This window comes from Streptomyces sp. NPDC020192 (genome assembly GCF_044388685.1).
Classification (GTDB): Bacteria; Actinomycetota; Actinomycetes; order Streptomycetales; family Streptomycetaceae; genus Streptomyces.
Window position 1 is genome coordinate 25,141 of record NZ_JBIRXG010000016.1, and the last position, 26,142, is coordinate 51,282.

Below are 26,142 nucleotides of genomic sequence, written 5' to 3' on the forward strand. Positions count from 1 at the left end.
CTACACATGTCAGACAGTCGGCTTGCCGAGGCCGTCGACCTCTACTTCAATCGGCATGAGACGTTCGCCCCACGGTTCGGTTGGTTGCACAAGGCATACATGCAGGTCAAGGACGTACCCGGCGTCTTCTACCAAGAGGACGCGCCCGTTCTGCTCGGGGTCGGCAAGAACATGGTCAACGCCATGCGGTACTGGTCGCGGGCGTTCAAACTGACCAAGGAGTATGCACACAGCGATCCCTCGGCCCGCGCACTTCTGACCGCGCCGACGTGGCGGGCGCGCTGGCTGCTCGATGAAGACGGTGCTGACCCTTATCTGGAGGACACCGGGAGCCTGTGGCTGCTGCACTGGTGGCTGCTGTCATCCGAGCCTGAAGCCAAGTGCCAGGTGCCGAGCTGGTACATCATCTTCAACCTCGCCGCGCGTTCCCGCGCGACCGCGGAGGAGATGGAGAGCGTCATCACGCGCTACGTCAACGAGAACTTTGCGGCGAATAAGCGGCCTGCGGCGGAGTCCATCAAACGTGACGTGGACTGCATCATCAAGATGTACGCGCAGGACCTCGAGGCCAACCCTCTGTCTCCGGGTAGCTTCGAAGATCAGCTGATGTCGCCCTTCAAAGAGCTTGGCCTGCTCGAAGGCCGGGGCAAGGGCAAGGACCGCACTTGGCGTTTCACCAGCGGTACCCGTTCGAACCTGCCCGCGGCGGTTCTGATCTATGCCTGCCTGGATTACGCCTCGCGGCTCTCCACGAAGGCTGGCCAGATCTCCCTCGCCCGGCTCGCCAGTGAGCCGGGTTCCCCGGGACGGGCGTTCCGCATGAGGGAACCGGAGCTGACCAAGGCCATCGAAGCACTGGTCGGCAGTCATCCGGATCTTCAGATCGTTGAAGCGCTCGGTCAACGCAGCCTCGCCTATGCCAAGCCACCTCAGGAGTTGGCCTGGGATGTTCTGGACGAGTATTACGGCCGCGTGCGGGAACGCGACGGCTTCCCCACCCCGCAGGAGTGGCTTCGCAAGCACCCGGGGCTCGTCGGTACCGCGCCCAAGAACACACGCAAGACGGCTCCTCGCCAGGTCGAGGAGTTCGAACTGAGCGAGGAGAGCATCGGATCATGACCGAGAACCGAGCCCAGCTCCCGGCCGGCATCGCCTTGGTTGGATCCGAACTGCGGTCCACCAACCTCGAACGCGATGTGCGTGAACCCCACCTCAACGCTCCTTACGTCGGAGCACGCGCCCTTGACGTCCTCGAACGCCTCGCCAACGCAATCGAGAACCCCCGGCGTACTCGTGCGTGGTCGTTCACCGGCCCTTACGGTTCGGGCAAGTCCACCCTGTCGAACCTCATCGACGCCCTCCTCGGACACGACAAGACCCGCCGAGCTGAGGCGGACAAGGCGGTGGCCGCAAGCAACCCGCACACCGCGGCTCGCCTGGGTCAGGTGCGTAACCAGGTTGCGGAGCGCGGGTTCCTCGGCGCGGTCGCCACTGCTAGTCGCGAGCCGCTTGCCGCGACCATCCACCGTGCCCTGCGGACTGCCGCAGAACGCCGGTGGAAGACGCGGCTTCCCAAGGCCATCGACCAAGCATTCGCGGTGTGTGCTGAGAGCGCGGTGCCGACAGCCGAGAGCCTCATGGACGCGGTCGCCGTACTGTGCGATGCCGCCCCGGTGCTGCTGATCATCGACGAGTTCGGCAAGACGCTGGAGTACCTCGCTGCTGCGGGAGATACCGGTGACGCCGACAGCGACGTATTCCTGCTCCAGATGCTCGCGGAGAAGGGCGCCGGTCCTTCGGGCCTGCCGCTGTTCATGCTCACTCTGCAGCACCTGGCCTTTACCGACTACGCTGCTCGCTCTAGCAGCGTGCAAACTCAGGAGTGGGCCAAGGTCCAGGGCCGCTTCGAAGACATCACCTTTGGTCCAAACCTGGGCGACGCCGTCCACCTGATGCGACGACGCCTCGACCTCAGCCAGGTCCCTGAACGAGGCCGCACTCTCATCCAGTCCCAGGCAGAGGCTGCCGCGGAGGCCTGGATGCTGCGCGGACTCAACGCTGTCGTCGACATCTCCCCGCAGATGTTCGCCGACTTGTACCCGCTGCACCCTCTAACCGTCGTCGCCGCACCGCTCATTGCCTCGCAAATCGGACAGCACGACCGCAGTCTCACGGGCTTTCTCGCTAGCGACGAGCCCAACACGGTTCGGCGCTCCTTGGAGGCGCTCGCCTCCGACAAGCCAGAGCGTGCTTCCACCATCCGCCTGCCTCAGCTGTACGACTACTTCTTCGCCTCCGGCCGCACCACCATCCTGGCCTCTTCCAAGGCAAGCCGCGCGCTGGAGATCGACATGCGGCTCAGCGAGGCCCACGGGCTAGCTCCTGAGGACCAGGACGTTCTCAAAGCGATCGGCATCCTCAACCTCATCGACGCTGACGGCCTGCTGCGAGCCACACCCTCTTTGATCCACTTGGCGCTGCAGGACCCAACAGACGCTTCTGACTCCGAGCGTTACACCGCCCTGCAAGACCGTCTCGGCAAGCTCGTCGAGGATGGGTTCGTCGTCCACCGCGAGTACAGCAACGAGTACCGGGTCTGGCAGGGCACCGATGTCGACATCGACGCGCGGGTCAAAGAGAACGCCACCCGGGTCAAGCCGGCCGACGTCGTGGCCTACCTCAGCAAGCACCTCGGTGCCGTGCTTCCCGACGCGGTGGTGGCTGGCAAGCACAGCCAGCAGACTGGCATGCTCCGCTACTTCGTCACCGACGTCAGCCCCAGAGGCGAGAAGATCGACGGACCCGAGGTCGTCAAGGACGCGGCAGACGGTCTCATCGCCTTCCACCTAGGCCCACTCGACACGCTTCCGGCTGTCAACTCGCCCCTGCCCGTGCTGGTCGGCACCACCGAGCATCCGGAGCGGGTCCTGCAGGCCGGCATCGAGCTCGTGGCACTCGAGGAACTCCTCGACGACGACACGATCGACCATGTCGCCTCCCGAGAGATCACCGAACGCGCTGCCGAGATCTCCCAGAGCATCGGAACGATGCTCGACGAGGCGTTCAACCCGCGAAGCTCTCACTCCACCTGGCGCCTGTGGCACGTAGGCACCGAGGCCGGAAACGCTCCTGATGCAATCATCGAGGCCCGCAGCTACTCGAGCCTCGTCTCCCAGGCATGCGAGCGCGTCTACCCCTTCACCCCCCACATCCGCAACGAGATGGCCGGCCGCCATCAGCTCACCAGCAACGGCGCCCGGGCACGCCGCGAGCTGCTCACCGCGATGATCCAGCGCTCCGGCCTCCCCCTTCTCGGATTCGATGAGAAAGGCTACTCGGCAGAACGCGCCATGTACCACGGCGTTGTCGAGTACCTCGGCCTGCATCGCTTTGCTGGTGAAGCCAGCAGCGGAGGCGCGACGGACAGCATTCTCACCCACGGCATCGCGCGGCCGGACCCCGAGAAGAACTCCAGCGTCATGGCCGTCTGGGAGGCTCTCGATGACGCGCTGACCGGTGCCAAGCGGCCCACGCCCATCGTGGACATCTACCACCAGCTCATGGCGCCGCCCTACGGTGTCAAGGCTGGAGTCGTGCCCACCCTCGTGGTCGCCTCCCTGATCCTGCGCGGGGAAGACATCGCCCTGTTCGAGGAGGGGAACTACTGCCCGCGCTTGTCCCCGGAGATCGTTGAACGCCTCAACGTCCCCTACCCCGACCGCTTCACCGTCAAGGCAGTGCCGGTCGGCCGCGGACAGCGCCGGCTTGTGGTCAATGGTCTCGCCAAGGCTCTCAAGGTCGACGTTCCGCGCTCGCGTTCGGCACGCAACCCGCTCCTCCTCGCGGTCACACGCACCGTCCTGGAGCGTGTGATGGTCCTCGACCCTTACACCCGGCAGACGAGGAGACTCAGTGCGCAGGCCCTGGCGATCCGCGGCCTTCTGTCGCGTGCAACCGACCCGGATGACCTGATCTTCACCTCCCTTCCCAAGGCGCTCGGATACCCAGCGATCGGTGCAGACACGCCCAAGGACGAGCAGACCGCTCAGGCGTACGTGGCCGCACTTACCACGGCGCTTGACGACCTATCCGGCGCGGCCGGAGCCCTGCGCCAGGAAGTCGCTGCGACGCTCGGCAAGGAGTTCCGTCTGCCCTCCGATATCCGGGAGCTGAGGGTCGGTCTTACCGAGCGCCTGCGAGGCTTCGCCGAGGCCCCCCTGGAACTCAGCCTGCAAGGCTTCGTTTCCCGGGCCCTCAACGAGAATCTCCCGGACGAGGACTGGCTCGACCCAATCGTCATCCGCCTTGCGAACAAGGCCCTCGGAGACTGGACGGACGCCGATGCCGAGAGCTTCCCCCGCAAGGCCAAGGAGGTGGCCCGCGCCCTCGACCGCGTCGGACACCTCTACGACGTACGTCAGACCCCTGTTGCCGACCAGGAGGCGGCACCCCCGGCGCAGCAGATCGAGACTCGCCTTCTGACACTCACCACTCCGCAGGGCACCGAGGAACGCGCCCTCATCCACGTTCCCAAGCAGTCGCGCCACACAGCCGACGAGCTCGTTGTCAGTGTCATCAGGCAGGCTGAAGAGGCACTTGGTCCCGACGGAGCCCGCATCCTGCTCGCCGCCCTGGCTGAACGCCTTGCAGCGACAGACGGCGATTCCGCGCCCGCTAGGAAGGAAGGAATGCTGTGAGTTCTAGCGACAACTCCGACAGCAACAAGCGCCACGTGCTCGGCCTGTCCGGGGGCAAGGACTCCTCCGCCCTCGCGATCTACATGCGGGATCGCGTCCCGGACATGGAGTACTTCTTCTGTGACACAGGCGCCGAGCTACCCGAGACCTACGAGTACCTGAACCGACTTGAGGCCGCCGTCGGCAAGCCCATCGTGCGCCTCAACGCCAGCCGAGACTTCGATCACTGGCTCGAGGTTTACCAAGGCACCCTTCCCAGCCCCCAGATGCGCTGGTGCACAAAGAACCTCAAGATCAAGCCCTTGGAGGAGTGGGTCGGCGACGACGACGTGATTTCGTACGTCGCCATCCGCGCCGACGAGAACCGCCTCGGCTATGTCAGCACCAAGCCCAACATCACAGCGGTCTTCCCGTTCCGCGAGGATGGCATCGATCGTGCCGGCGTCGATCGCATCCTCGACGAAGCTGGCATCGGCCTGCCTGATTACTACGAGTGGCGCACCCGCTCCGGCTGCTACTTCTGCTTCTTCCAGCGCAAGCACGAATGGGTCGGCCTCCGCGACCGGCACCCCGACCTGTTCGAGAAGGCCATAGCGTACGAGGAGAAGGTCAACTACCGGCACACCGCTATGCAGGACCGGCAGTACACGTGGTCCCAAGGCGAGTCCCTCCACGAACTCATCGCCCGCCGCGAGGAGATTGAAGCCAAGCACCAAGCCGCCCTCGAACGCGCCGCCAAGCGAGTCAAGCCGAACCGCCCGCTGCTGGAGATCCTCGCTGACGCCCACGACGAGGACGACGACGAAGCAGGCTGCGCAGTCTGCCACCTGTAGTACGGGCGGTAAGAACCCAGAAGCCCTTGGTGTGTGACGGGATGTCACACATCAGGGGCTTATTTTCTGTCTGCAGGCGGCACATGTCAGAGGCGCGTGCAAGGATGCCTCTCATGATTCTCAAGCGCAGCGGGACCAGCTTGCGGCATGACGACGCCTGAGCCCCTCATACGCTCCGTCATCCGGCACAGCGTCGAGAGTAGCCCTGCCCTGGAGATCCAGTTAGGGATAGCTCCGATGCTGGATATCCCTGCGCACAAGGTGCTGCAGGACGACCTAAGAGCGGACGCATCGCCATGGGAAGCGCACGTTGCGGCTGAGAGCCTGACAGACGTCCTCCCCGAACAACCCGGCCTGTACATGTTTGTGTGGCGGCCTTCCATCCGGCTCGCCATGGCCGACGATTCCCAGAGCAGCTTCCACCAGGTGCTCTACATCGGGCAGGCCGGCGGATCCGGCCAGGGTGGCAACACGATCCGGAACCGGTTCAAGGATTACCGGAAGCACCTACGCGGCGACCCTGAGGCTCTGTGGACGCAGGAACCGCCCACGGCCAGGGCCGCGAGGTTGACTCACTACCTTGCTCTGCGCCCGCTGGAGTTCTGGTTCGCCACCGTCGAGGACCGCTCCAAGATCAAAAACTTGGAAAGCCGCTTGATCAACCTGTACAACCCCCCGCTCAACAGCCAGAACCGTCCACGGCTGCGCGCGCGGGTCAGCACCATCCCGCGCCCAGCCCTTCGGCCCTGACCCTTGTCCTGTCCAGCCCGATCGAGGTACTCCAATGCCGTCCAAGACCTTCGTCCCTGCCTTCGAAGCCAAGGTGGGCACCTGGACCTACTACTCCTGCCTGATGAGCTACGCCCAGGTGGCCCGAGAGATCAACTTTGCCCACGAACTTGGTGGCAACCGCGATCTCGGCACCATGATCCAGCGCGGGGTTGGCGACCGAACCGGGCAGATCACCGAATACCTGCTCACCAACGAGAACAGGTTCCTCGGAGCCATCATCGTCGCCGTCTGGGGCGGCAACGCCAACTACCTCCCTCTCGAGATGGACTCCGACGCCGAGAACCAGGCCGTGCTTGCCGGTATCGACCGTAACTTCGGCGTCCTCACCTTCGACGGCACGCAGCAGTTCTTCGCGCTCGACGGCCAGCACCGCCTCAAGGCCATCAAGGACGCGGTCAAGCGGAACCCCGAGCTCGGCGCCGAGGACATCAATGTGATCGTCGTGCCGCACTTCGACACGACCGAAGGCCGTCAGCGTACTCGGCGCCTATTCACCAACATCAACCGCAACGCCAAGAGCACAAGCGCACAGGAGAACATCGCCCTCGATGAGGACGACAGTTTTGCCATCCTCACCCGGCGTCTCTTGGACGACCACCCCTTCCTGAGCAAGGACAAGGTCGTCCTCGTCTTCAGCAAGGTCGGCGACGAGGGGAAGATGGTTCTCGCGCAGCGCTCGATCGGCCCGGGAAGCCCCGCCTGGAGCACCATCGGCGTGCTCTACGACATTGTCAAGGAGATCGGCTTCGATCTCCCCTGCACAGCCGACCAGTCGAAGCAGCGTGTGACCGATGAGCTTCTCGATCAGAGCTACATGATCTTGGCCAGCCGGCTCGACGATCTCCTTGATGCCTGCGGGAACCTGCGCCAGCGCTACTTCGCTGCCCAGGCTCCGAAGGACGTCCGCGCTCCGAAGGGGCGGGAGGGCTCAGGGCACCCGCTCATGCGTCCCGCTGTCCAGGCGACCGTCGCCAAGGCCGTCCGACACATCCTTGAGCAGGAGTTGCTCGGGTGGGACGACATCATGAAGCGGCTCGCGAGCCTGGACTGGCGCATGGTGGGGGCGCCGTTCTCCGCCATGTGGATCGATACCCCAGATGGCCGGGCCAACGGCAAGATGGCCAGTGGAAAGGACCACCTGCAGCTCCTGTACAACCTTCTCATTGCCCACCTGGCCCCGCGAACCAAGGTCCAAGTGTCCAGGGCACTTCGGATGTACGCGGACCTCAAGAAAGACAAGTACCCGGTTGCCATGGACGATCTGGTCGCCCTCATTCCCGGCGATGCCGACGTGGCTCAGTAACTGTCCTTCGCGGCCCGCGTGGAGCCCAGCCACCAAGCACATGGGTACGCGGGCATCTGAGGCGTTCGTCGGCAGGACCGCGCGCTGTGGCCTTGGCGTGCGGTCCCCAACTGGCCAAGCCAACTCCTCGTCGGCATAGGCTTTCTCAGCGCCACATCGCCAGGGGGTACTTGATGACCGGTTCGGAAGACCATGTCGCTGTTCCAGCGCAGGACGCGCCCGCTCTGTTCGGCCAGGTTCTGGCCGCCATGCTGCGGCACTACACGAGCGACGTGCCCACCGTCGTTACCGTGGGCAGCGATGAGTCGTTCGGGCCAGTTCTTCCGATTCCTGCCGACTGGCCCATCCAGCATGACAATGCGTGGGTTGCTCTCCCGGCCCGTATCAACGGCCTCCTGTCCGCAGGGCCGGTGCTCCTTCTCCCATCCATTGCGGACTTGTGCGACTCTGCCCGAGTCTCCCAGGGCTCGGCTGACGCTTCTGTCGCTGACCTGTTCGAAGCCGCTGTGGCTGGCATAGAGGCCCATCCCGACCAGGCTCGTTTGCTGATGCTGCTGCCGGCGAAGTACCTCACTTCCAAGACCAGGGGGTGGGCACGCTTCCGCCGCATGCTTGCCCGGCAATGGCAACCCGTTTTCATCCTGTACTCGACAGGAGCGCTACGAAGTGTCCACCGGTCGAGCGAGGTGGCGGCTGTCCTGCTGTGCCCGAACACCACGCAGACCGTGAAGAGCCGATTTTTTCGGGTGCCGAGAAGCGGCGACGAGGGAGCACTCAAGGAAGACCTTGAGACGCTCCTGCGGCTGCCCGAGGGGAGTACCGCATACGGCTATGTCTCACACAGCGCTGCGCCGGCGGATGAGGGATGGCCCTACGTCGGCGATGGCTCGCCATCGCAGTCTGCGGCAGTGCCGGGCACGACTGCACGCCCGCTTTCGCTCCGTGACCTTACGGTTTCCTCGGTCTTTAACATTGTCCGAGGGTTCTCTGGCCGGTCAGGCGACCTCTGCGAGGCCCATGCTCCGAGCGGCGCGCGTCTCTTGCGCGGGCGGGACATTAGGGGGGACGGAACGATTGCCGAGCCGGACCCGGATAGCGACCTGTGGTACTCCGATATCCCGGAGCGCTACCACCTGCGAGCCGGGGACGTGCTGATACGAGATGCCTTCCTGCCCGGCCGGGCCGGGGCAGCCTTGGTGAGAGAGCGGGATCTGCCCGCGGTGGCGGGCAACCACACCATTGCCTTGCGTCCGGTCACCTCCGTCAACCCCGAGCATATGCGCCTCATTCTGGCCTTCTTGCGCTCGTCGGCAGTCGAAAGAGCTTCGCCACGCGTCGTATCTGGCTTGGTGCATCTGCGCAGGCAGGACCTGGAGTCCCTTGCGCTACCGCAGCCGGATGAGGCACTGGCCACCGCTCTGGATGACCTGAACACGGCGGGTCGGCAGCTGAGCGACTGGAGCGCTGAGGCTACGGCCTTGGCCAGGTCCGTCTTCACCGATGCTCGGGATACTGGGCACGCCCGCCAACGGATCATTGAGGCGGGACAGATTCTGCGGCTGCGGGCCGAGACGGCCGTGCAGCTCGACGACTTTGGGCACATCGTCCGCACCCGATTCCCCTACCCCATCGCGTTGCGATGGCGCGAGACCGAAGCAAAGAAGAGTACCGGCGACTTCGGGCCCGCCTACGATGCTGTGCTCGATGCGACCGAGATCCTCTTGTGCTACAGCGCCCTCCTCACCGCGGCCTTCGCCCACGGTGCCGCCCTCGACCTCTCCTCCGTCACCGCCCTCCGTAACAAACTCGCCAACAACCACGGCGGCCCCGGACTCGGCGAATGGACTGAGGTGCTCCAGGAGATCTCCAGCAAGAAGAAGCGCCGCAGCCTGGGCGCGGAGCATCCACTCCACGAACTAGGCGCGGTGCTGGCCGACGAAGAGGTCAAGGCTGCCCGACAGCGGCATTCCGCTCGCCGGAACAATCAGGCACACCTGCGTCGCGCTGACTCGGTCGAACTGCCCAAAGCGCTGGAAGAGTCGTTCAATGATCTTTCCCTACTGCTCAGCCGAACGCGCTTCTTGGCGGACTGGCCACTGATCGAGATCACTTCCGTGACGTGGGACGCGTTCCGCGGCCAAGCCACTCTCGGCTTCAGACGGCTCATGGGCGATCACCCAGTCGTGCCCACGGAGTCGATGCGGCATCCGAGCAGCGCACTTGAGACTGGCAGCCTTTACGTGATTGACCGCAGTCACCAGCTGCACCTTCTCCGTCCCTACCTCACGGGACGGATCTGTCCTATTTGTCGCACGTGGTCGACCTTCCACGCCGACAAAGTGGACAACAAGCTTGTGCTGAAGAGCCTAGAACACGGCCACTGCGTGGCAGATTCCACAGTCACTGAACCGCTACGCCACGTTGGCTTGCTATAGACCGCCCTCTGCCGGGGATGCCGCCGAGCGTTGCTGCGCGTCGGCGTCGGCGAGCATAACCCTGGCCACCTGCGGGAGCTGACCGCCTCCTTGAGTAGCGCAGTGGACGAGGAGACGGTCAGTTCGCTGTTGCGGGGGTATGCCGTCAGGAGCTGCGCGCGCGGGCGCAGGTGACGGAGCGATCAGGCGCGCCGTGCGCAGTCGGTCGAGAGTATCGCGGAGCCCTTATCCGTAGGCGAGGCGATTTGCGGGTTCGGCTGGCGTGGTGCCGACCGGTCCTGGAACGGGGGTTATCGAGTGGCGGCGGGTACCGCTGCGCGTGGTGGTCCGGCCCGGGAGGGCAGCGGCGTGCGGGGCGTGCGCACAGCGGCGGAGGGCGGCTTCGGTCGCGGAAATATCCCCGGACTTTGCGACGTTCCCCTCTGACACCGTGATCGAGGAGGGGGAGTGGTGGGGCTGAAGCTGTTCAACACTGCGGGTGGCGTGAGCGAGGTCGTGCCGCGTCTGGCCGAGGTCGAGGCGGATGTGCAGGACCTCGTCGAGGCGCACATGGAGACGATGCTGGGCGTCAGGTTCCTGGCGAGCGAGTACGTCATCGACTGTGTCGACGGCGGACGGATCGATTCGCTGGGGCTCGACGAGAACGGGGCTCCGGTGATCGTCGAGTACAAGCGCGGCACCGATGCGGGCGTGATCAACCAGGGCCTCTACTACATGGCCTGGCTGACGAATCACAAGGACGCCTTCCGGAACCTGGTCCGCGACCGGCTCGGGGTCACGGCCGCATCCCAGATCCTGTGGAGCGCTCCCCGGTTGATCTGCGTCGCCGGCGACTTCACCCGCTACGACGCGCACGCCGTACGCGAGCACCGTCGCTCGATCGACCTGGTCCGCTACCGCTACTTCGGCAGCGACCTGATCGGCCTTGAGACGGTGGCCTCCGTCACGGGGCACTCGGTCACGACCAGGCGGCTGCGCCGGCGTGCGGCCGGGAAGTCGGTTGCCCGCAGCGGCGGGGCCCTGGTGGAGTTGGCCGAGGCGGTCGACGAGGTGCTGCTCGGTCTCGGGGACGGCGTCACTCGTGTCCAGCGCAAGCAGTACCGCGCCTACCAGCGGCTGTGGAACTTCGCATGCGTCTGCCCGCCGCAGCAGACCAAACTGCTCGTCTACCTCAAGGCCGACCCGAAGACGGTCGATCTGGTTTCCGGCTTCACCCGCGACGTGACGGGGCTCGGCCATCACGGTACAGGTGACCTGGAGCTGCAGCTGCGTACGGAGCGGGACCTGGAGCGCGCCCAGGACCTGTTCCGCCTCAGCTACGCCGCGGCGTAGCGGGCGTTCGACGCTCCTGGGATGGACGGCCCGAGGCGCGGATGAAGTTGTGCTCCTCGTCGTGGTGGTCGCCTTTCGACGTAGCGGTCAGGGGGTGGCGGTGGATCTCCAAGGATGCGGCTGGATCCCCGGTTTCGGAAACCGGGGATCCGCCGTTATATTGCCGCGCGCACATGTCCTGAACAGGCGCACCGCTCCTGGGCGCCGACGCCTTGCAGACGAAGGCGAGAGGGATCGCATGGGGTGGCAGCGGACACGGACGGTGATCTTGCACGAGGGGCCGTTTGTTTCTCTGTGCCGGGATGAGGTGATTCGTCCGGACGGCAGCCCCGGTATGTACGATCATGTGGTTGTCGATGACGGTGTGCGCGTCGTCGCGCTCGACCAGCAGCGGTGTCTGGCCTTGGTGGAGGACGATTTCCATCTGCAGCGGCGCCGCTTGCTGCACCTGCCCGGCGGGGGAACCGAAGGCCAGGATCCCCGTGCCGCTGCGCTGCGGGAGCTGGAAGAGGAGACGGGGGCGGTGGCCGGCGAGTTGCGGCTGCTGGGCGTGATCGACCCGCTGCCTGCGACGACAGCCGCGCGCACGCATCTGTTCCTCGCCACCGGTTTGACCTCGGGGACTGTGAACCGTGACGCCACCGAGGCCGGCATGTCGGTGCAGTGGCGGCCGATTCCTGAGGTGATCAGAGCTGTCCGGGAGGGAGTGATCACCGAGGCGGGCAGTGTGGCGGCCCTTCTGCTGGCCGAGCACGTACTTCAGGCTATGCCGCCGGGTGGGTAAGCGACGTGATGGCGTGTCCCGAGAGCCGGGCCAGCTCTGCCTGGAGGCGGGCGATGCTCTCGGCCGCCCGGCGATGCGCGCGCTCGGCCTCGGAGAACCGCGGCCAGGCACGCACGATCTCGCCGGAAACCCACTGACGGCACATCTCGCTCCGGGGATCGTGGTCGTCGGGAGCAAGGGCGAAGCTACCGTTGCAGTAGGCGGCCCATGACGGCCGTAGCGCCAGCAGGTCGGCCACGGCGGACAGGGCCGTGACGGTCGTCGCGGTCACGGGCAGGTTGGGGCTGATGCCCTTGGCCAGACGCATCAGCGTCGTGTGGACGGCGTCGCTGTCGTACACGGCTTCACCGACCAGCGAGTCCGGATCCTCCCGCGGCGACTGCGCGCCGGTGAGCGCGAAAGGCGCCCGTGCCGCAAGAGCTACCTGGGTAGCCCAGGCCAGTTCACGTTCCTGACGGGTGCTCTTGGACTTCAGCCAGCCGAGCATGGCGTTTCTCCTCATCGACGACACGTACGCCGTATCGCATGTCTACCATGCGTGTCCCCGGGGCCCGATCCCCTACGCGGGAACGGTGCCGGCGGCCTCTCCGCCAGCCTGGCCCCGCTCCGTTGGTCGATTCAGCGCAGGAGTGTTGCGGGAGGTGGCTGGGGCGGCCGGGGCGGGAGAGCTGCGGCGGTTTGCCTGATCCATGCTGGAGTGGGGGAGTTGGTTTGGCGGGTGCCGGTTCCGTGGGCGAGTTCTTCGGTGAGGTCGGCGAGGAGGCCGGCGGGGGTGTAGACGGAGGCGCGGATGGCCCAGGTGGGCTGGTTGATGCTGGGGCCGGACCAGATGGTCCAGGTGTCGGGGTGCTGGTGCGGTGCGTTGGCGGCGTAGGCGTCGAACTGCACGCCCGCGTCGCTGTGCTGGGTCTGCCAGGACATTCGGTATCCGTCCACGGTGGGTGTCCAGGCTGCGTCGGTGAGGGGGCGGGTGGCCTGGGCGACGGTCGTGTCGATCACGGGGGTTCCGAGTGCTGTCTCCCATACGTCTCCGTGGCTGAGGGACGTGAGCAGGGTTTGCAGGATGGGTTCGGGGGTGGCGGGTGTGATGGTCATGTGCCACATGCGCTCGCTGACTGGGCTCTCGTAGGCGGCGATGGTCCACTGCGCGTCGCGGGGGCCGGCACCATGCTCGAAGAGGATGCGCAGGGTCAGCGATTCGTGGGTGGCGACGCTGGTGCCGTCCTCCCACGTGTTGTAGCGCTGCCAGTCACCGTTGTCGGTGAGGAAGCCGTCGAGGGCGGCTTCGTGGTTGCCGGGATCGGCGGCGTAAGCCGGCACGGTCTCCGGCTCTGGGGCAGGTGGTTTGGGCTCGGCAGGCGGTGTGTCGAGTGAGGTGCGGGCTTGGGCGGCTTCGCGTTCGGTGTTGGTCAGCGGTGCGGGGCCGGGCCGCATGGTGTCGCCGTGGAGGCGTTCGAAGGCGGTGAGAGCGTGTGCGGGTGAGTCGAAGGTGTCGGCGATCTGCCGCAGGTGGTTCTCCCCGTGGAGGTAGACGCTCTTGCCGCTGTCGAGGTAGGTGCCGACCGCGACGATGGTGTGGGTGTCCTGGGCGTGGGCGTGGATGAGGAGCCTTCCGCGCCGGATGTCGTCATACAGCTTCTGGGCTTCGTTGGAAACCTCACGGATCTCCTCGCGGGTGCACCAGGTCATCGGGTAGTTGCCCCAGGTCCATTCCTCGTCGATCGCCTCGCGGAGCCGGGCGGTGATCTCCGCGGTGATCCCTTCGGCGGTCAGGGCCTGGGCGGCGTTCTCTGCCCAGTACGGTTCCTCGCGGTCAATGCGGGCCATGACCAGGGTGTGGTCGTCGAGGGCTTCGAAGCCTTGGGCGGTCAGCAGACCGCGGGCCAGGTCGCGCCGGGTGCCGGTGAGGGTGGCGGTCACGGCGCTGGGATGGCTGGGGTTGGTGTCGAAGCGGACGTGTGCGTCGATGGAGGGTGTCGTCACGAAGGGGGTGCTCACTTCTGCCGGCGGTCGGCCATTTCGGTCCGGCCACCGGCGGGTTCGGGGTCAGCGGGAGATACGCGCGGGCGTCGGGGCGGTGGTCTTCGGCGGGCCGGCACGGGGCGCAGCAGCGGCCTTGGCCCGTGCGGGCGTGGCTGCCGGGGCCGGTACGGGTGAGGTGGCGTGGTGCCAGCGGGTTCGTACGGCGGTGAGGTCGGCGAGGGCGCGGCGGCTGCCGACGACAAGCTGATACGGCGTGTTGGCCGGCTCGCCGGTGAACGCGTGGATGAGCAGGCCGGTGTGGTGGGCGGTGGCGAGGACGGAGCGGTTCAGGATGCGCTCACCCCAGTGCTCGGGGGAACCAGCCGCTTGGGAGAGGAAGCCGAGCAGTTCTCGGGGCTCGGGCCCGGCGTCCAGCAGGCCACACTGCCCGGCCTCCCACAGCACCGTGACGGGGTCGACCGGAGCACGGCGCCGGACCAGGCCGGTCACGCACTGCCACAGCCCGGCGTGCAGCGGAAGGGTGAAGTCGGTGCTGCTCAGCCACCGCATCTGTTCGACGTCGCCTGGGTGCGCGGTCGCGGTGGCGAGCAGCAGCCGCTCCTCGTCCGCGGCTTCGGCGTCGTCGAGGGTAGCGGCTGGTGGTAGGGCGGGGGCCCGGGGCAGGGACCCGGAGTGTGGCGGGAATGCGGCGGCGATCTCGTCCACGACTGAGGCCAGGGCGTCGGCTTCGCCGAGGGCGGTGGGTACAGGGTTGGGGAGTGAGGTGTCCCGGGCGGTGTGCGCGAGGTGTGCGGCGGCGGCGCGCAGGCGGCGGCGGGCGTGTTCGGCCTCGACGATCCGTGCGTACGCGGGCGCGTGCTGCGGGCGGGGGCAGACCTGGACGAGGTGGTGGAGGTAGGAGGCGGTCAGTCCGCGGGCCTGCGCGTGGGCGGCGGCGAGCACCTCGTTCAGCCAGGTCGTGTTCTTGGCATGTTCGGCCGGGTCGGGGGCCGGCCGGCAGCGGATCGCGGCGAAGAGGGCCGAGTGCACGGCGGTGGAGAACGCCTCCGGGGCGATCCCGGTCACGCCGGCCATGAGCTGGGGGTCGAGGAGGAGCGCGCCGAGCAGGGCCTGTTCGGCGTAGTACACAGGTGGGTGTGGCGGTCTCGTGTAGAGGTCGTCCTCGTCGGGGTCGGGGGTGCGGGGCATCAGGCTGCCAGGGTGAAGTCGTCGGGGTTGAGGGGGACTTGGAGGTGCGGGGCGAGGAGGCGGGCGGCGAGCAGTGGGGGGACGGCGTTGCCGATCTGGGAGAACTGCTGGCCCTTGTTCCCGGCCCAGGGGTAGTCGGGGGGAAAACTCTGGAGGATGCCGGCCTCGCGGGCGGTGATCCGGATCGGATCCGGCACCACTGAGGACGACGCACCCTGCGGCTCTGCGGTGACGGGTTCGGCGACCCAGGTGCATTCGTTCGCTCGGTGCCCGAAGAACAGCGTCCCGGCCGGCTCATCCGCACGGCGCACGGTGGCGTTGGCCTGGTTGTTGCTCCGCAGGGACCACGCCCAGCGGTGTGCATCGCCGGTGCACGCGGACGCTGCTCGGCTGGCACCCCGGTTCTGCGGGGTGCTATGCCCGGCTGTCTGACCAGGTCCTTCGCTGCGAGGCCGCAGGGCGAGTCGGTCTGGCCTGGGTGTCCAGGTGCCGCGGTCGCGGGCGTCGGACAGCGTCTTCCTTGAGCCGGACGGGAACGGCTCGGGGCCGCCGCCGGGTCCGCCGCCGGCACAGACGGTGGGCACGGGCCGGTCGGTGGCGCCCCAGCCCAGAGCCTGGGCCATGCTGACCCAGCGGGCGCGGCCCGGCCCGAACAGCGACTCCGGCTCGGCGACCTGCGTGTGCGTCGGCGCGGGCGGCTGGGCGGTGCGGACCCGGGAGGCGAGCAGGATCGCCCGCCGCCTCATCTGCGGTACGCCATAATCGGCGGCATTCAGGATGCCGCACCATACCGAGAATCCCCAGGCGCGCAGTACAGCGGCGTACTGTCGCCACAGTGGCAGGACGTCCGGTACTTCCTCCATGGCGATCCACTCGGGTTCGCCGACCGTGTTCAGGGCGTGGAGGTAGCGCATGGGTTCGGCGGCCAGCAGACTGCGCTCGTCCCGGCAGGCGGCCAGCAGCTTGGCGCGGGTGTCCCGCCCGGCTGCGAGGTCCGCCACCGCCTGGTGCACCAGCGGCTGGTCCACCAGGCCGAGCCGTTTGCCAGCCATCGACCACGCCTGACACGGAGGGGACGCGATCAACCCCTGGGTTTTCCCGACCCACGGCCACGTCGGATAACGCGCCACATCGGTCCGGATGGTCAACTGCCCAGCGGCAGCACGCGTCTTGCACGCCCACTCATCCCACTCCAGGCCAATATCCCGTGCCCCGAGCACGCTGAGCGAGTGGCTCCAACCACCCGGCCCCGCGAAGAGATCGAGTATCAACAAGCCAGCCCGAAGTCGTCCTGCCAGACGGTCGGTTCGCTGCCCTGGCAGGCCCAGGGGGAACAGCCGTCCAACACACCCTGCTCCATCTCCTGCGCATCAGGAGTGTCGGTCAACTCGCTCTGGCGGGCAGCCCATTCGGCGGCGGTGACATGGTCGATCGGGGCTTCGCTCAGCGGTACCCTGGATCGGTGCAGGAATGCCTGCCCGAGGAGCCGCTTGCCGCTCGCGTTCGCGCGGGCGTTGCCCTGCCGGATGGCGGCGTCGAATTCCACGACGTCCTGCCACTCGGCAGGACTCGTGTCACGGATATTCCGCCACTGCGCATTTCCGTGGAACGGGCAAGTTATTTGGAATCCGACGTCGTGTCGGGCCTGTGATCCCCCGCTCGGGTGCATCATCGGCGGCTCGGTAGGGTCTGGGCCATGACGATGGTGATGCACTGGGGCCTGACCCGTGGTTGAGCTGCGGGACTTCACGCTCGCTGATGGCCGACTGCTCGCAGCGTGGATCGACGGGCCGGTTGAGCTGATGACGTGGGCCGGGCCTACCTTCGACTGGCCGTTGAACGACAGACAGCTCGCTGAATATGCGGCGGAGTCGGCGACGCCGCGGCGCCACACCTGGATGGCGTGGGATCCGGGCAGTGGCGAGGCAGTGGGCCATGCCTCAGTGCGGGTCGACGCAGCGCTGGCTAGTGGCCGCCTCGGACGCGTCCTCGTGGCGCCGCAAGCCCGGGGCCGGGGGTACGGCGCGGCGATGCTGGAGAGGGTGCTGGCCAGCGCATTCGGAGAGCTCGACTTGGAGCGAATCGACCTGGGCGTGTTCACCCACAACACCAACGCGGTCCGGCTGTATGAGCGGCTGGGTTTCGTGTGCGATCGCGTACTTCCCGACGTAGAGCAGGTCGCGGGCAAGTCCTGGTCGGCGATGCAGATGAGCTTGCAGAGATCCGCTTGGAGTGCCGGCGCCGCCCCCGGGTAGCAGGTGGGTTGGCTCGGAGGCAGCTCGGATCCGGCGTCTTCGCGAGTGCGTGGGGCAAGGGGAGCAGATATCAAGAGGCGCCTCCGGTCTGGCGAGATCGGGTGGGGTTGAGGGTGCCGAGCAGGTTGGTCAGCGGGATGAAGGTGTCCGTCGTGCCGAGCTCGGCGGGGGTCGGCCCGGCAGGGGGCGGGGTGTCTGCGAGGCGGTTCGACGGCGTGAGGGGAGAGGAATCGGGGCCGCCTTGCCCGTCCGGTAGCGGAGCGCGCTGTTTGTGTGGGCGCCGTAGCGCAGTGCCGGTCGCGGGTTGGGGGACGGACGAGGAAATGAGAGGGCTCCGGGAAGGGGACGGCGGATTCCGGGTTCGGCGGGCAGAGGCCGGCGTCCTGGGGCGGACGGTGAGCAGAGCGCCGGAAACAGGCGGGTGGCGGTGCGCCGGAGCGGTTACCGGGTGGCCGATCGACCGGTCGAGGCGGATGGCCCTGCTGCCGGCTGGCTGGCCGCGGTCGGCACCGGACGGGCCGCTGGCGGAAACCTGAGGGTGGAGGGCGGTTCGATGAGTGCGCCGAGGGTGGCGATGCCGCGGGCGGTCAGGCGTACGCGGTCGCGCGGCAGGCCACCGCGGAAGGAGGGCGGTGCGGACGCGGGCTCGCGTGCGATGAGGCCCTTGGCATCCAGACGGCGCAGCTCTTCGACTCCCACGAACTTGTAGCGGAAGTAGACGTGCTGCCGGCCGAGGTCTCTGGCGACGCAGATGTGGCCGCAGGCGACTTCGAGCAGGACACCGCGCTGCTCAAGGTCAAGGTCGTCAACGGGAGCGGCGGCGGTAGTGGCAGGGGATCGCCGGCGCACCTCGCCGGCGACACGCGCGGCGCACTCGACGGCCTCCCGGGGTGCCAGGGCGGTGAGTTCACGGGCCAGCCGCGCGTACTGGCCCATCCCACGCCGGGGGTCGGGGCGCTCGTGTGCTGTGTCGGCCGGGGGCAGCGTCTGCTGGGCCGCGGTGAGGTAGCGGGTGGCGCCGCCGCTGAGGTAGGCGAGCTGCTTGAGCCGTACGACGGCGTCGGTCACCGTGTCGCTGGCGCGCAGGCGCTGGTCCTGGATCGCTTTGATGGCGGCGAGGGTCTCGCGCTCCAGCCGGCGGGCTGAAGCCGCGTAGTCGCTCGGGTCGGGATCTGCGGCTCGGCCGAAGAGCAGGAGATCGACCTTGTCGTTGTGCTGGGTGTAGAGGTCGGCGAGGGCCAGGAGCCGCCCCACGGGGGTCGGCGGCGCGGGCACGTCCACATCGAAGAGCAGGGCGTCGTCGGGCGGTGTTGTCATCAGCGGAGGGTCTTCAAAGGGAGTGAGCGAGGGCGAGCCAGCGGATGCGCTTGGCCCGCTGGCCGGGCGCCGGTGCAGGTGTGGTCCGTCCACTGGCGGCGCGGGGCGCGGTCAGGGTGGACTGGGCGGCCGACAGCGCGCGGGCGGCATCGTCAAGGTGCATGCGGAGGCGGCTGTGGGCGTCGAGCGCGTGGAATTGCCGCTGGATCGTGGCCTGTGTGCCGGGTTTGTTCAGGGTGACGACGGGGGCCAGGGCCTGGGTGTAGTGGGCGGTGGCGCGGCCTAGGTGGGCGGCTGTCTGGCTCAGGGTGTCGGCCAGGTTCTGGAAGGTGCCCTCGAAGTGGTGGAGCGAGAGGCACATCTCGGCTTCGCCGGCCGCGCGGGCGGTGAGGTGACACAGCAGGTCGATGTGCCGCATCACGGTGAACAGGCCAGTGGGGTCAGCGGTGATCGGATGGTCGTGCAGGTCGGCGCGGACAGCGTCGAGTGCCTCCTCCAGCGTCATGTCGTCGAAGTCGGGCGGCTCGTAGGTGCGCAATAGCGGGCTCCGGAGGGGAATCGGTCGGCAGACGGGGGTGATCAGCGGGACGCGGTGGGCCGGGCCACCGGGGCGGTGGCCGCTGGCGGGGCGGCGCTGACCACGGCCGAAGGCGCTGGCCAGGTCAGCGAGGCCGTTCACCGGCGTCGGGTACCCGTTGTCGCGGCAGTGGGCGCCTTGGCCGGTGCCGTCGTCGGCGCGCGGCCGGGTTGCTGGGTGGCCAGGGCCAGTCGTCCGGCGGTGGTGATCGTGACGTCCCGAACGAGCAGGGAGGTCCCCTGCACACGGATCAGCCTGTTCTCGGCGAGTACGTGGAAGGGCTTGGCATGGATGGTGCTGCCGTCACCGGCCTGCACGCTCTCCCGGCCGCCGCGCAGTGACCGGGAGAGGCTGGCGCCGCCCTGGGCGATCTTTTCCAGGGCCGTGTGCTGGGCGGGGGTCAGCTGCGGGAGCGGCGGTCGGTGCTCGGGGTGCTCCGTGAGGTCACGGATGATGCCGGAGGCGGTGTAGAGGCAGGACGTCGCGCACAGGTCGAGATCGTGGGCGGCGTCGGCCAGGGCTTCGGCCAGCCGGGGCGCGGCCTCGGCATGCCGGGCCTTGCGCACCGCAGCGTCGTCGAGCGGCGGACCGCCGGCGAAGTCGGCGCCTTCCAGTGGGTTGTCGGCCACCGCGTTCGCCAGGTCGGCGGCGGCGAGCGAGGCCGTGGCGACGGCGGAGCTGAGTGTTTCCAGGCAGGAGCGGCTGCCGGGTACGGCGGTGTACTGGCTGCCGTCGAGAGCAGCCAGCCGCTGAAGGGTGCGGCCAATCAGTTCGTGGATCTGCACGATCTTCGGGGCGAGTTGTGCAAGCAGTTCGCTGCCTGGCTCGGACTTCAGCTCGGTGACGCTGGTGTGCAGGGCGCCGAAGTCGGCGCCGAGTGTGCGGAGATGGTCGACCTGCGCGAGGAGGTCGACCTGACGGATGGCGATGGTGGGACTCCTTGCAGGCGCAGACCGGGTGAGGGGCCCACAGGGGGGAGGAAGGGAACAGAGGGATGAGGCAAGCGGGGTGCGCGAGAGCGCCGGGAGCCGACCTGTCCGAAGCCGTGCGTGGGCGCACGAGCGAGCGGTCAGCGCCGCGCGGGTGCGGGCGGCCTCGTCGCCGGCCCGGCGGGAGCGTCGCGGCCGATGCGGGTGCCGTACGCGCGGTGGCGATCTCTGGATGCTCTGTGCGCGCGGAGGCGATGAGCTGCTGGTCCTCGTTTCGTGCTGCGGCCGAGGCCAGTCGGCGGGACAGCGCTTGTGCCAGACCCCGGTACGTGGTGGCCGCCTGTCTCATTTCGTCTGCCGCACGGCGGAGTTGGTCACGGCTGGCGGCGGGGGTCGGGTCGGCGTCCTCGTACAGCAGGATCTCGGTGCGGTGGTGGATGGCCAGGTTGCACAGGGTGGCGGCAAGCGAGATCCGGTAGCAGGCACCGGCGAGATGAGCGAGGTTCTCCCGGCCACCCCTCATGAACGCGTACTGGCTGGCGGACAGTTCGTGGAACTGCTGGGTGCACTGCACGGCCAGCTGCTGCACCCGCAGGCTGATGGGCGCGATCTCCCTGACCGGCTTGGCGATGCCGCCTTCCCGGACCTGCTCCACATCCGCGCGCAGGCCCTCCAGCGCGGGTGCCACCTGGCTGAGGAGACGGGTGTGCTCCGTCAGGTCGATGGTTTGCACGCCACCTCCGAACGGGGGCAGGGTGCTTCCCACAGGAAGCGTGCGATGCGGTCGGTGCCGTGGTCGGCGCGGGGCCGGGAGGGGGTGTGCCATCCGGCGCGGGGCGGGCGGCTGGCGATGATGTGCCATCCCGCACCGCGCAGTGACGCACCGCTCTCACCCTCCTGCGTATAGGTGACCAGACGCCGGTATCCGAGAGCCTTCGCGGCCCGCCACGCTGCCCCGTACAACAGGGAGTTGGCGTTGCGGGCGCCGTCGCCGGCGGTACGGGTGACTTCGAGGGTGGTGCCGTCGTCGAGGTGGCGGGCGACCGGCCGGCCCACGATGGCCACGGCACGCAGGGTGCCGTCCTCGTCGGCGGCTCCGACGGCGAAGATCTGTCCGGCGGGCGGTGGGTGGTGGCGGTGCCAGGTGCGGACGAACTCCTTCGCCTCGCGGGAGCGGACCGGCACCAGGTGCAGCCTGTCCCCGCTCATGCGGCCTTCCGGAAGTCGGACTGCAGCGGGGTGTGCTTGGCGACGGCGCGCGCGGTGATGCCCTTGGACGCCCGGTCGGAGGCGGCGGCCAGTTCCCCGGCGCCGGGCTCCGCGTACCAGGGGCGCAGGTCGAGCATGGCGGCGCGCATGCCGGTCGCGAAGCACAGGGCGGTGCCCTTGGGCAGGGCGCGGATCTCGTCGGCGGGCAGGATCCTCTGCTGCCGCATGCTGACAGAGGTGGACCTTCCGGACTCGGAGGTGGAGGTGGACGTCGTCTCGACGTCGTGGTCGCCGATCAGCCGGGAGAGCTTGTCGGCGAAGTCGGGGTCGTCGATGCCGGAGCCGATGACCTTGACGGTGGAGGCTGACCACATGGCGTCCATGCCCGCGTCGCCCCAGACCTTTTGCCCCTGGCGGTAGGACTGCAGGATCGTGATCGGGATGATCCCGCGCGAGCCGAGGTGGGAGTACAGGTCCGGAAGGTCGCTGATCTTGCAGACGTTGGCGGCCTCGTCCAGGATCGCGAGCATCGGCGGGTCGAGTCGCCCTCCGGCGCGTTCGGCCTGGGCGGTCGCGGCCCGCATGACCGAGTCGGCGCACGCGGCGATCAGCGCGGAGGCTCCGCCTCCGCCGTCCTTCGACAGCAGGTACAGCGTGTCGGTGCTGGTGACGAACTGCGACGGGCGGAACTCCTCGATCCCCTCCTGTGGGGTCACCCAGGCGGCGATCTCACTGTTGAGCAGCGCGGCGGCGTACTGACGGGCTGTCTCGTAGATGCCGTCGCGGGTCTCCGGCGGGCCTTCCACGGTACCCTTGAGCTGCGCGGCGACGGCGGTGAAGCCGCGGTCGCGGAGTATGTCGAGCGGGGTCCGGTCGGCAGGGAAGGCCAGCCACTGCATCACGTCGGTGATCGGCCTCTCGGCGAGCGCAGCGGCCAGGAACAACTGGCTCAGGATGTTGGATCCGGCCTTGGACCAGAAGTCCCCCTGCTGGGAGGCGTCGACGCTGGCCGCGAGGAAGTGGCCGGCGAGGCGGCCGGCACCGTCGAGGGTCTTGGCGTCGGCCAGGGGGTTCCACCACATCGCCCGCTCCGCGTGGGCGATCTGCTGCGGGTCCATCGACCAGGTCCGGCCGACCGCCGCCCGCGCGTCGAGCGTCGCCGTGTACGCATCGCCCGCGGCCTTGTTGGACGTGAGCAGGATAGGGCCGGGCGCGTTGAGTATGGAGGGGATCGCCAGCGAGGTGGTCTTGCCGGAGCGCGGCGCCATGATCGCGACGGCCACATCCTCGTACCCCATGCGCACTTCGTGCTTCGTGCCCTGGAGGTTCCCGAGCAGGATGCCGGTGTCGGCCGCGTCGATGTGCTTGGCGTCTTTCAGACTCGGGCGCAGGGAGCGGGCCTTGGCGGTGATGGCCTTGGACATCAGCGGCTCGATGTCCTGCTGCTTGGCCATGCCAGCGACGCGCTTCTTGCGCCCGCTGCTGCCGTTCTGGTGCCGCTTGTAGAGCACGGCGGCGGCGATGCCGATCGCGACCAGCACGGCGCCGGGAAGGATGCGCGCGCCGAGCAGGAGGGACGTTTCGCCCAGGTCCGGCCACAGCTTGTCGGGATGCAGCAGGGCCTGAACGGGCTGGTAGGGGGCAGTGCCGGTGTCGGTGGCCCAGGCGGTGAGATTGCCGCAGAGCCAGGCGAGGTTGGACAGGGGGACGGCGACGGCGATGGCACCGAGAAGGATCTTGAAGGCTATGTCGTAGCCGTCGGTGGACTGGGAGGAAGGGTTCGGCAAGAGGGCGGTTCCTGGGGCGGGTGAGGGCGGTGCGCACGCTCAGGGGCCGGTGAGGGTGACGGCGGCTGCGCGGGTCAGGGCGTGCGTCCGGTACGCGGAACGGACGGAAGCTGCGGGGGCGGCGTACTCGGCTGCCGATGGCGGCCGGTTAGGTGCTTGACGCGGTTCTCCAGCGCGAAGGCGACGGCCTCCACGGGCACGTGCTGCCTGACTGCGCGCCGGTGGCGCACGCCAAGACCGGGCAGGCGGTTCGGATCACGGATGACGGGGGTGTCGTCGGTGAGCGCACGGGTCAGGGCGGCGACCAGATGGGGCGGGGTGGTGCCGTCCAGGCATGCTCCCCACAGCTCCTCGTCGGGGGTGTGGCCGTCGGCGACCGTGATGAACCAGTGGTCGAGGCCGTGCTCGGTGACGTACTCGACACGGACCACGCCATTGGGCGACACGAGGCCGCTCTGGTGGGGTTCGTCGCGCCAACCGGCCTGCCGCAGAGGAGCGGTGGGCGGTGTGGCGGCGTGCAGGGCGCTGGGATCGGTGAGGGCGTCGGTGAAGGCGGCGATGATCTCGACCGGCGTGTGGGCGTCGAAGGTGGCCTTCCACGCTGGCTGGTCGTCAGTGCGGGCGTGGCGGATGGTCCACCACGGCTCGTCCGGGTCGGGGTCGATCCGCAGCGTGGCCTGCTGGTTGGGGCTGGAGAGCAGGACGCGAGGCATCAGCGGATCATGGCCGTAGCTCCATCCGCCGGCTCGGTGGAGGGGGACGGTAACCCAGCCTGGGTCACCGCGGCCGGCGAGATAGACCGGGGAGACGAGCGTCAGCTCGACGGTGTCACTCACGCCCGTCACCGCCGGACCGCGGACGACGATGTGGCGGCGGTTTTGGGCACGGGCGTCGTCGTCACCAGTGTCGGCGCGGATGCCTCCGACTGCTTCTGTGCCAGCGCGTTGACGGCGAAGAGAGCCTGGCCGTGGATCGCCCACTGGTTGAGGTAGGACCAGGCTTCTGCGTAGCTCTCGGCGAGCGGCTCCTCATACGCCATCGTGCCGGGCTTGGCCGCCTCGGGCAGTGCGCGGCGTACGGCGAGCCAGTCGTCGTGGACGGCGTACAGCCGCTGCGTGGCCTCGTGCAGTTCTCGCACCTGCCAGGCGTAGCGCCGGGTCAGGCTGGAGACTGGCAGCTGGGCGAGCTGCTGCTCGGCGACGTGCACCAGCTCGTCGGCGTGGTAGTAGACCCGGCCGAAGGCTCTCAGGGTGTCGGAGTCGCGCTGCTGCTGGCGTCGGCCGTACGCGTCCTCGTCGTAGGGCTGGAACGTCTTGGGGTCGGAGTGCTTATCGGAGTAGGCGTCCCGGGCGGCGAGGATCAGCCTGCTGCGGCGCAGGTAGATGGCGAGTTGGCTCAGATAGAGCCGGTGCGCCGGGCTCGCGGGTTCAAGTGAAGTGGTCAAGAGGGGCCTTTGGGCGTCCGGTTCAGTGCTGATGGAGGTGCGCGGCTGGGCGTGGTTCAGCGGCTCCGTGCCGTCGCAGCAGCCGTCTCGGTGGCAGGCGCCGACGCGGGGCGGGTGCTCGGCGCGGCGCTGCGGCGCGCCTTGCGGACGGCGGCTTTGACGGCTTTGAGGCGCGCGTCGTGAGCGGCGGCCAGCTGCTCGCCGACGGCGCCGCGTTCCACCTGGGTGACCAGGTGGGAGTGCGGGACGTCGTAGTGGCCGCGCGGCACGGGCGCGGGATCGGTGAGGGCGGCGGCGAAGCCGGCGAGCAGGTGACGGGGGGTTCGGTCGTCGAAGTACGCGTGCCACAGCCGCTGGTGGCCGCCGAGACCGGTGGGGAGCGCGACCTCGGCGGTCCAGCTGAAGTAGTCGCAGGTCAGCGTCGCCCGCCGCTCCATGGTGGTGATGCCGTCCGGGTGGCGCGCACTTTCGTTGCCCCGCTCGTCGCGCTCGTGGATCCAGCCTGCGGCTTGCAGCGTCGGCCACACGTCCTGCTCCGCGACCGGTGCCGGCTGCAGGAGGGCGTCGGTGAATCCGGCGATGATCTCGGCGGGCGTGTTGCCGCCGAACGATGCGTGCCAGTGCTTCGACGAGATCCGCCACCAGGAGGTGTACGTGTCCGGGGCGGGCTCGAGTATGAGCGTGTGACGGAAGTCGGGGCTAGACAGAACGACGTGGGGGAAGTCCGGGTCGCCGTAGTTCTTCCACCCGCCGGCCCGCAGCGCCTGGGTGACATGGCGCGGGTCACCGGGCCCGGCGAGGTGACGGGGGGCGGTGTCGAACCAGATCCGGGACCAGGGGTCGTCCGCCTTGCTGGCGATGTAGGGGCGGGTCACGACGTGGTCGGCGAACCTGCGGGCTCGAATGAGTGGCCGTTCAGGCGCTGCATGTCCCAGTGCAGGACATGCCAGTCCGTGGCCTCCTGAGCGGCTTCCCTGAGCCCGGTGATGATCAGGCGGATCTCGTCGGTCTCGGAGCTTGCGGCCTGCTGGGCGACGATACGGGCGGCGCTTCGCAGGACGTCGCCGAGCAGGATGGGGACGCCGGTGTCCTCATCGAGGAGGCTGGCGAGCAGCGGCAGCACGTCGGATACGGGCGGGTCGGTGCGCAGGTAGTCCTTGACCTGGGCCAGGGTGGCGGTTGCCTGCGCGACCTGGTCGTCGTTGGGAACAGAGGGGTGGGGCATCAACGTCCTTGTGTGAAGCGGGAATGAGGGGGAGGTCGCCCTGGGCGGGCGG

At 68.3% G+C, this 26,142-nt stretch carries 22 protein-coding genes and 1 pseudogene; 9 read left to right on the forward strand and 14 right to left on the reverse strand.

Annotated elements, in window-relative coordinates; all coding sequences use genetic code 11:
* Nucleotides 1–6 precede the first annotated feature (6 nt).
* The 8 genes from ACH47Z_RS28155 to ACH47Z_RS28190 all read left to right on the forward strand — a co-directional run bounded on the left by ACH47Z_RS28155 (nucleotide 7) and on the right by ACH47Z_RS28190 (nucleotide 12,176).
* On the forward strand, nucleotides 7–1,119 hold the full coding sequence (locus ACH47Z_RS28155) for a DUF4007 family protein (RefSeq protein ID WP_398962875.1): 1,113 nt from the start codon (nucleotides 7–9) through the stop codon (nucleotides 1,117–1,119).
* Nucleotides 1,116–4,697, forward strand: coding sequence for an ATP-binding protein (locus tag ACH47Z_RS28160; protein WP_399078435.1), 3,582 nt, complete (start codon nucleotides 1,116–1,118; stop codon nucleotides 4,695–4,697). The genes ACH47Z_RS28155 and ACH47Z_RS28160 overlap by 4 nt, the downstream gene beginning before the upstream one ends.
* The gene (locus ACH47Z_RS28165; protein WP_398962880.1) at nucleotides 4,694–5,530 is read left to right on the forward strand and encodes a phosphoadenosine phosphosulfate reductase family protein; all 837 of its coding nucleotides are present in this window, start codon (nucleotides 4,694–4,696) and stop codon (nucleotides 5,528–5,530) included. Before ACH47Z_RS28160 ends, ACH47Z_RS28165 begins: the two co-directional genes overlap by 4 nt.
* A gap of 237 nt (nucleotides 5,531–5,767) precedes the next feature.
* Nucleotides 5,768–6,280, forward strand: a complete 513-nt coding sequence (locus ACH47Z_RS28170) for a hypothetical protein (protein ID WP_399078437.1) — start codon at nucleotides 5,768–5,770, stop codon at nucleotides 6,278–6,280.
* Nucleotides 6,281–6,314: 34 nt separating this feature from the next.
* Entirely contained in the window at nucleotides 6,315–7,625 is a 1,311-nt protein-coding gene (locus tag ACH47Z_RS28175) for a DNA sulfur modification protein DndB (protein WP_399078439.1), read from the forward strand.
* 173 nt (nucleotides 7,626–7,798) lie between these two features.
* On the forward strand, nucleotides 7,799–10,060 hold the full coding sequence (locus ACH47Z_RS28180; protein WP_399078441.1) for a hypothetical protein: 2,262 nt from the start codon (nucleotides 7,799–7,801) through the stop codon (nucleotides 10,058–10,060).
* Nucleotides 10,061–10,507: 447 nt separating this feature from the next.
* Nucleotides 10,508–11,392, forward strand: coding sequence for an endonuclease NucS domain-containing protein (locus ACH47Z_RS28185; protein ID WP_399078444.1), 885 nt, complete (start codon nucleotides 10,508–10,510; stop codon nucleotides 11,390–11,392).
* A gap of 262 nt (nucleotides 11,393–11,654) precedes the next feature.
* Nucleotides 11,655–12,176, forward strand: a complete 522-nt coding sequence (locus tag ACH47Z_RS28190; protein ID WP_399078446.1) for an NUDIX domain-containing protein — start codon at nucleotides 11,655–11,657, stop codon at nucleotides 12,174–12,176.
* Here ACH47Z_RS28190 and ACH47Z_RS28195 read toward each other — a convergent pair.
* The 5 genes and pseudogenes from ACH47Z_RS28195 to ACH47Z_RS28215 form a co-directional block, all read right to left on the reverse strand.
* Nucleotides 12,157–12,663: a hypothetical protein gene (locus ACH47Z_RS28195; protein ID WP_399078448.1), complete on the reverse strand. Its 507-nt coding sequence runs from the start codon at nucleotides 12,661–12,663 to the stop codon at nucleotides 12,157–12,159. The genes ACH47Z_RS28190 and ACH47Z_RS28195 overlap by 20 nt on opposite strands.
* Before the next feature lie 131 nt (nucleotides 12,664–12,794).
* Nucleotides 12,795–14,159, reverse strand: coding sequence for a DUF317 domain-containing protein (locus ACH47Z_RS28200; protein ID WP_399078450.1), 1,365 nt, complete (start codon nucleotides 14,157–14,159; stop codon nucleotides 12,795–12,797).
* A gap of 63 nt (nucleotides 14,160–14,222) precedes the next feature.
* Complete coding sequence (locus ACH47Z_RS28205; RefSeq protein ID WP_399078452.1) at nucleotides 14,223–15,347, reverse strand: DnaB-like helicase N-terminal domain-containing protein; 1,125 nt, start codon at nucleotides 15,345–15,347, stop codon at nucleotides 14,223–14,225.
* Nucleotides 15,347–16,618 (reverse strand): DNA cytosine methyltransferase, encoded by a 1,272-nt coding sequence (locus tag ACH47Z_RS28210; protein WP_399078822.1) that lies wholly within the window; start codon nucleotides 16,616–16,618, stop codon nucleotides 15,347–15,349. The genes ACH47Z_RS28205 and ACH47Z_RS28210 overlap by 1 nt, the downstream gene beginning before the upstream one ends.
* Nucleotides 16,615–16,962 (reverse strand): annotated as a pseudogene (locus ACH47Z_RS28215) (hypothetical protein); the annotation flags it as partial. The pseudogene ACH47Z_RS28215 and the gene ACH47Z_RS28210, both read right to left, overlap by 4 nt.
* A gap of 112 nt (nucleotides 16,963–17,074) precedes the next feature.
* On the opposite strand from ACH47Z_RS28215, the gene ACH47Z_RS28220 reads away from it, so the two are divergent.
* Entirely contained in the window at nucleotides 17,075–17,602 is a 528-nt protein-coding gene (locus tag ACH47Z_RS28220; RefSeq protein ID WP_399078455.1) for a GNAT family N-acetyltransferase, read from the forward strand.
* A gap of 441 nt (nucleotides 17,603–18,043) precedes the next feature.
* Here the strand turns inward: ACH47Z_RS28220 and ACH47Z_RS28225 are convergent, their stop codons facing one another.
* The 9 genes from ACH47Z_RS28225 to ACH47Z_RS28265 all read right to left on the reverse strand — a co-directional run bounded on the left by ACH47Z_RS28225 (nucleotide 18,044) and on the right by ACH47Z_RS28265 (nucleotide 26,090).
* A complete protein-coding gene (locus tag ACH47Z_RS28225; protein ID WP_399078457.1) occupies nucleotides 18,044–18,919 on the reverse strand; it encodes a hypothetical protein in 876 nt (291 codons plus the stop codon).
* A 13-nt stretch (nucleotides 18,920–18,932) separates the two neighbouring features.
* The gene (locus ACH47Z_RS28230; protein WP_399078459.1) at nucleotides 18,933–19,598 is read right to left on the reverse strand and encodes a hypothetical protein; all 666 of its coding nucleotides are present in this window, start codon (nucleotides 19,596–19,598) and stop codon (nucleotides 18,933–18,935) included.
* Complete coding sequence (locus tag ACH47Z_RS28235) at nucleotides 19,595–20,281, reverse strand: hypothetical protein (RefSeq protein ID WP_399078461.1); 687 nt, start codon at nucleotides 20,279–20,281, stop codon at nucleotides 19,595–19,597. Before ACH47Z_RS28235 ends, ACH47Z_RS28230 begins: the two co-directional genes overlap by 4 nt.
* A gap of 858 nt (nucleotides 20,282–21,139) precedes the next feature.
* Nucleotides 21,140–21,634 (reverse strand): XF1762 family protein, encoded by a 495-nt coding sequence (locus tag ACH47Z_RS28240; RefSeq protein WP_399078463.1) that lies wholly within the window; start codon nucleotides 21,632–21,634, stop codon nucleotides 21,140–21,142.
* The gene (locus ACH47Z_RS28245; protein ID WP_399078465.1) at nucleotides 21,631–23,421 is read right to left on the reverse strand and encodes a TraM recognition domain-containing protein; all 1,791 of its coding nucleotides are present in this window, start codon (nucleotides 23,419–23,421) and stop codon (nucleotides 21,631–21,633) included. Before ACH47Z_RS28245 ends, ACH47Z_RS28240 begins: the two co-directional genes overlap by 4 nt.
* A gap of 74 nt (nucleotides 23,422–23,495) precedes the next feature.
* Nucleotides 23,496–24,257, reverse strand: a complete 762-nt coding sequence (locus ACH47Z_RS28250) for a DUF317 domain-containing protein (protein ID WP_399078468.1) — start codon at nucleotides 24,255–24,257, stop codon at nucleotides 23,496–23,498.
* A gap of 5 nt (nucleotides 24,258–24,262) precedes the next feature.
* Complete coding sequence (locus tag ACH47Z_RS28255; RefSeq protein WP_399078471.1) at nucleotides 24,263–24,865, reverse strand: hypothetical protein; 603 nt, start codon at nucleotides 24,863–24,865, stop codon at nucleotides 24,263–24,265.
* Nucleotides 24,866–24,921: 56 nt separating this feature from the next.
* A complete protein-coding gene (locus tag ACH47Z_RS28260) occupies nucleotides 24,922–25,740 on the reverse strand; it encodes a DUF317 domain-containing protein (RefSeq protein ID WP_399078473.1) in 819 nt (272 codons plus the stop codon).
* Complete coding sequence (locus ACH47Z_RS28265) at nucleotides 25,737–26,090, reverse strand: hypothetical protein (RefSeq protein WP_399078475.1); 354 nt, start codon at nucleotides 26,088–26,090, stop codon at nucleotides 25,737–25,739. Before ACH47Z_RS28265 ends, ACH47Z_RS28260 begins: the two co-directional genes overlap by 4 nt.
* Between the last annotated feature and the right edge of the window lie 52 nt (nucleotides 26,091–26,142).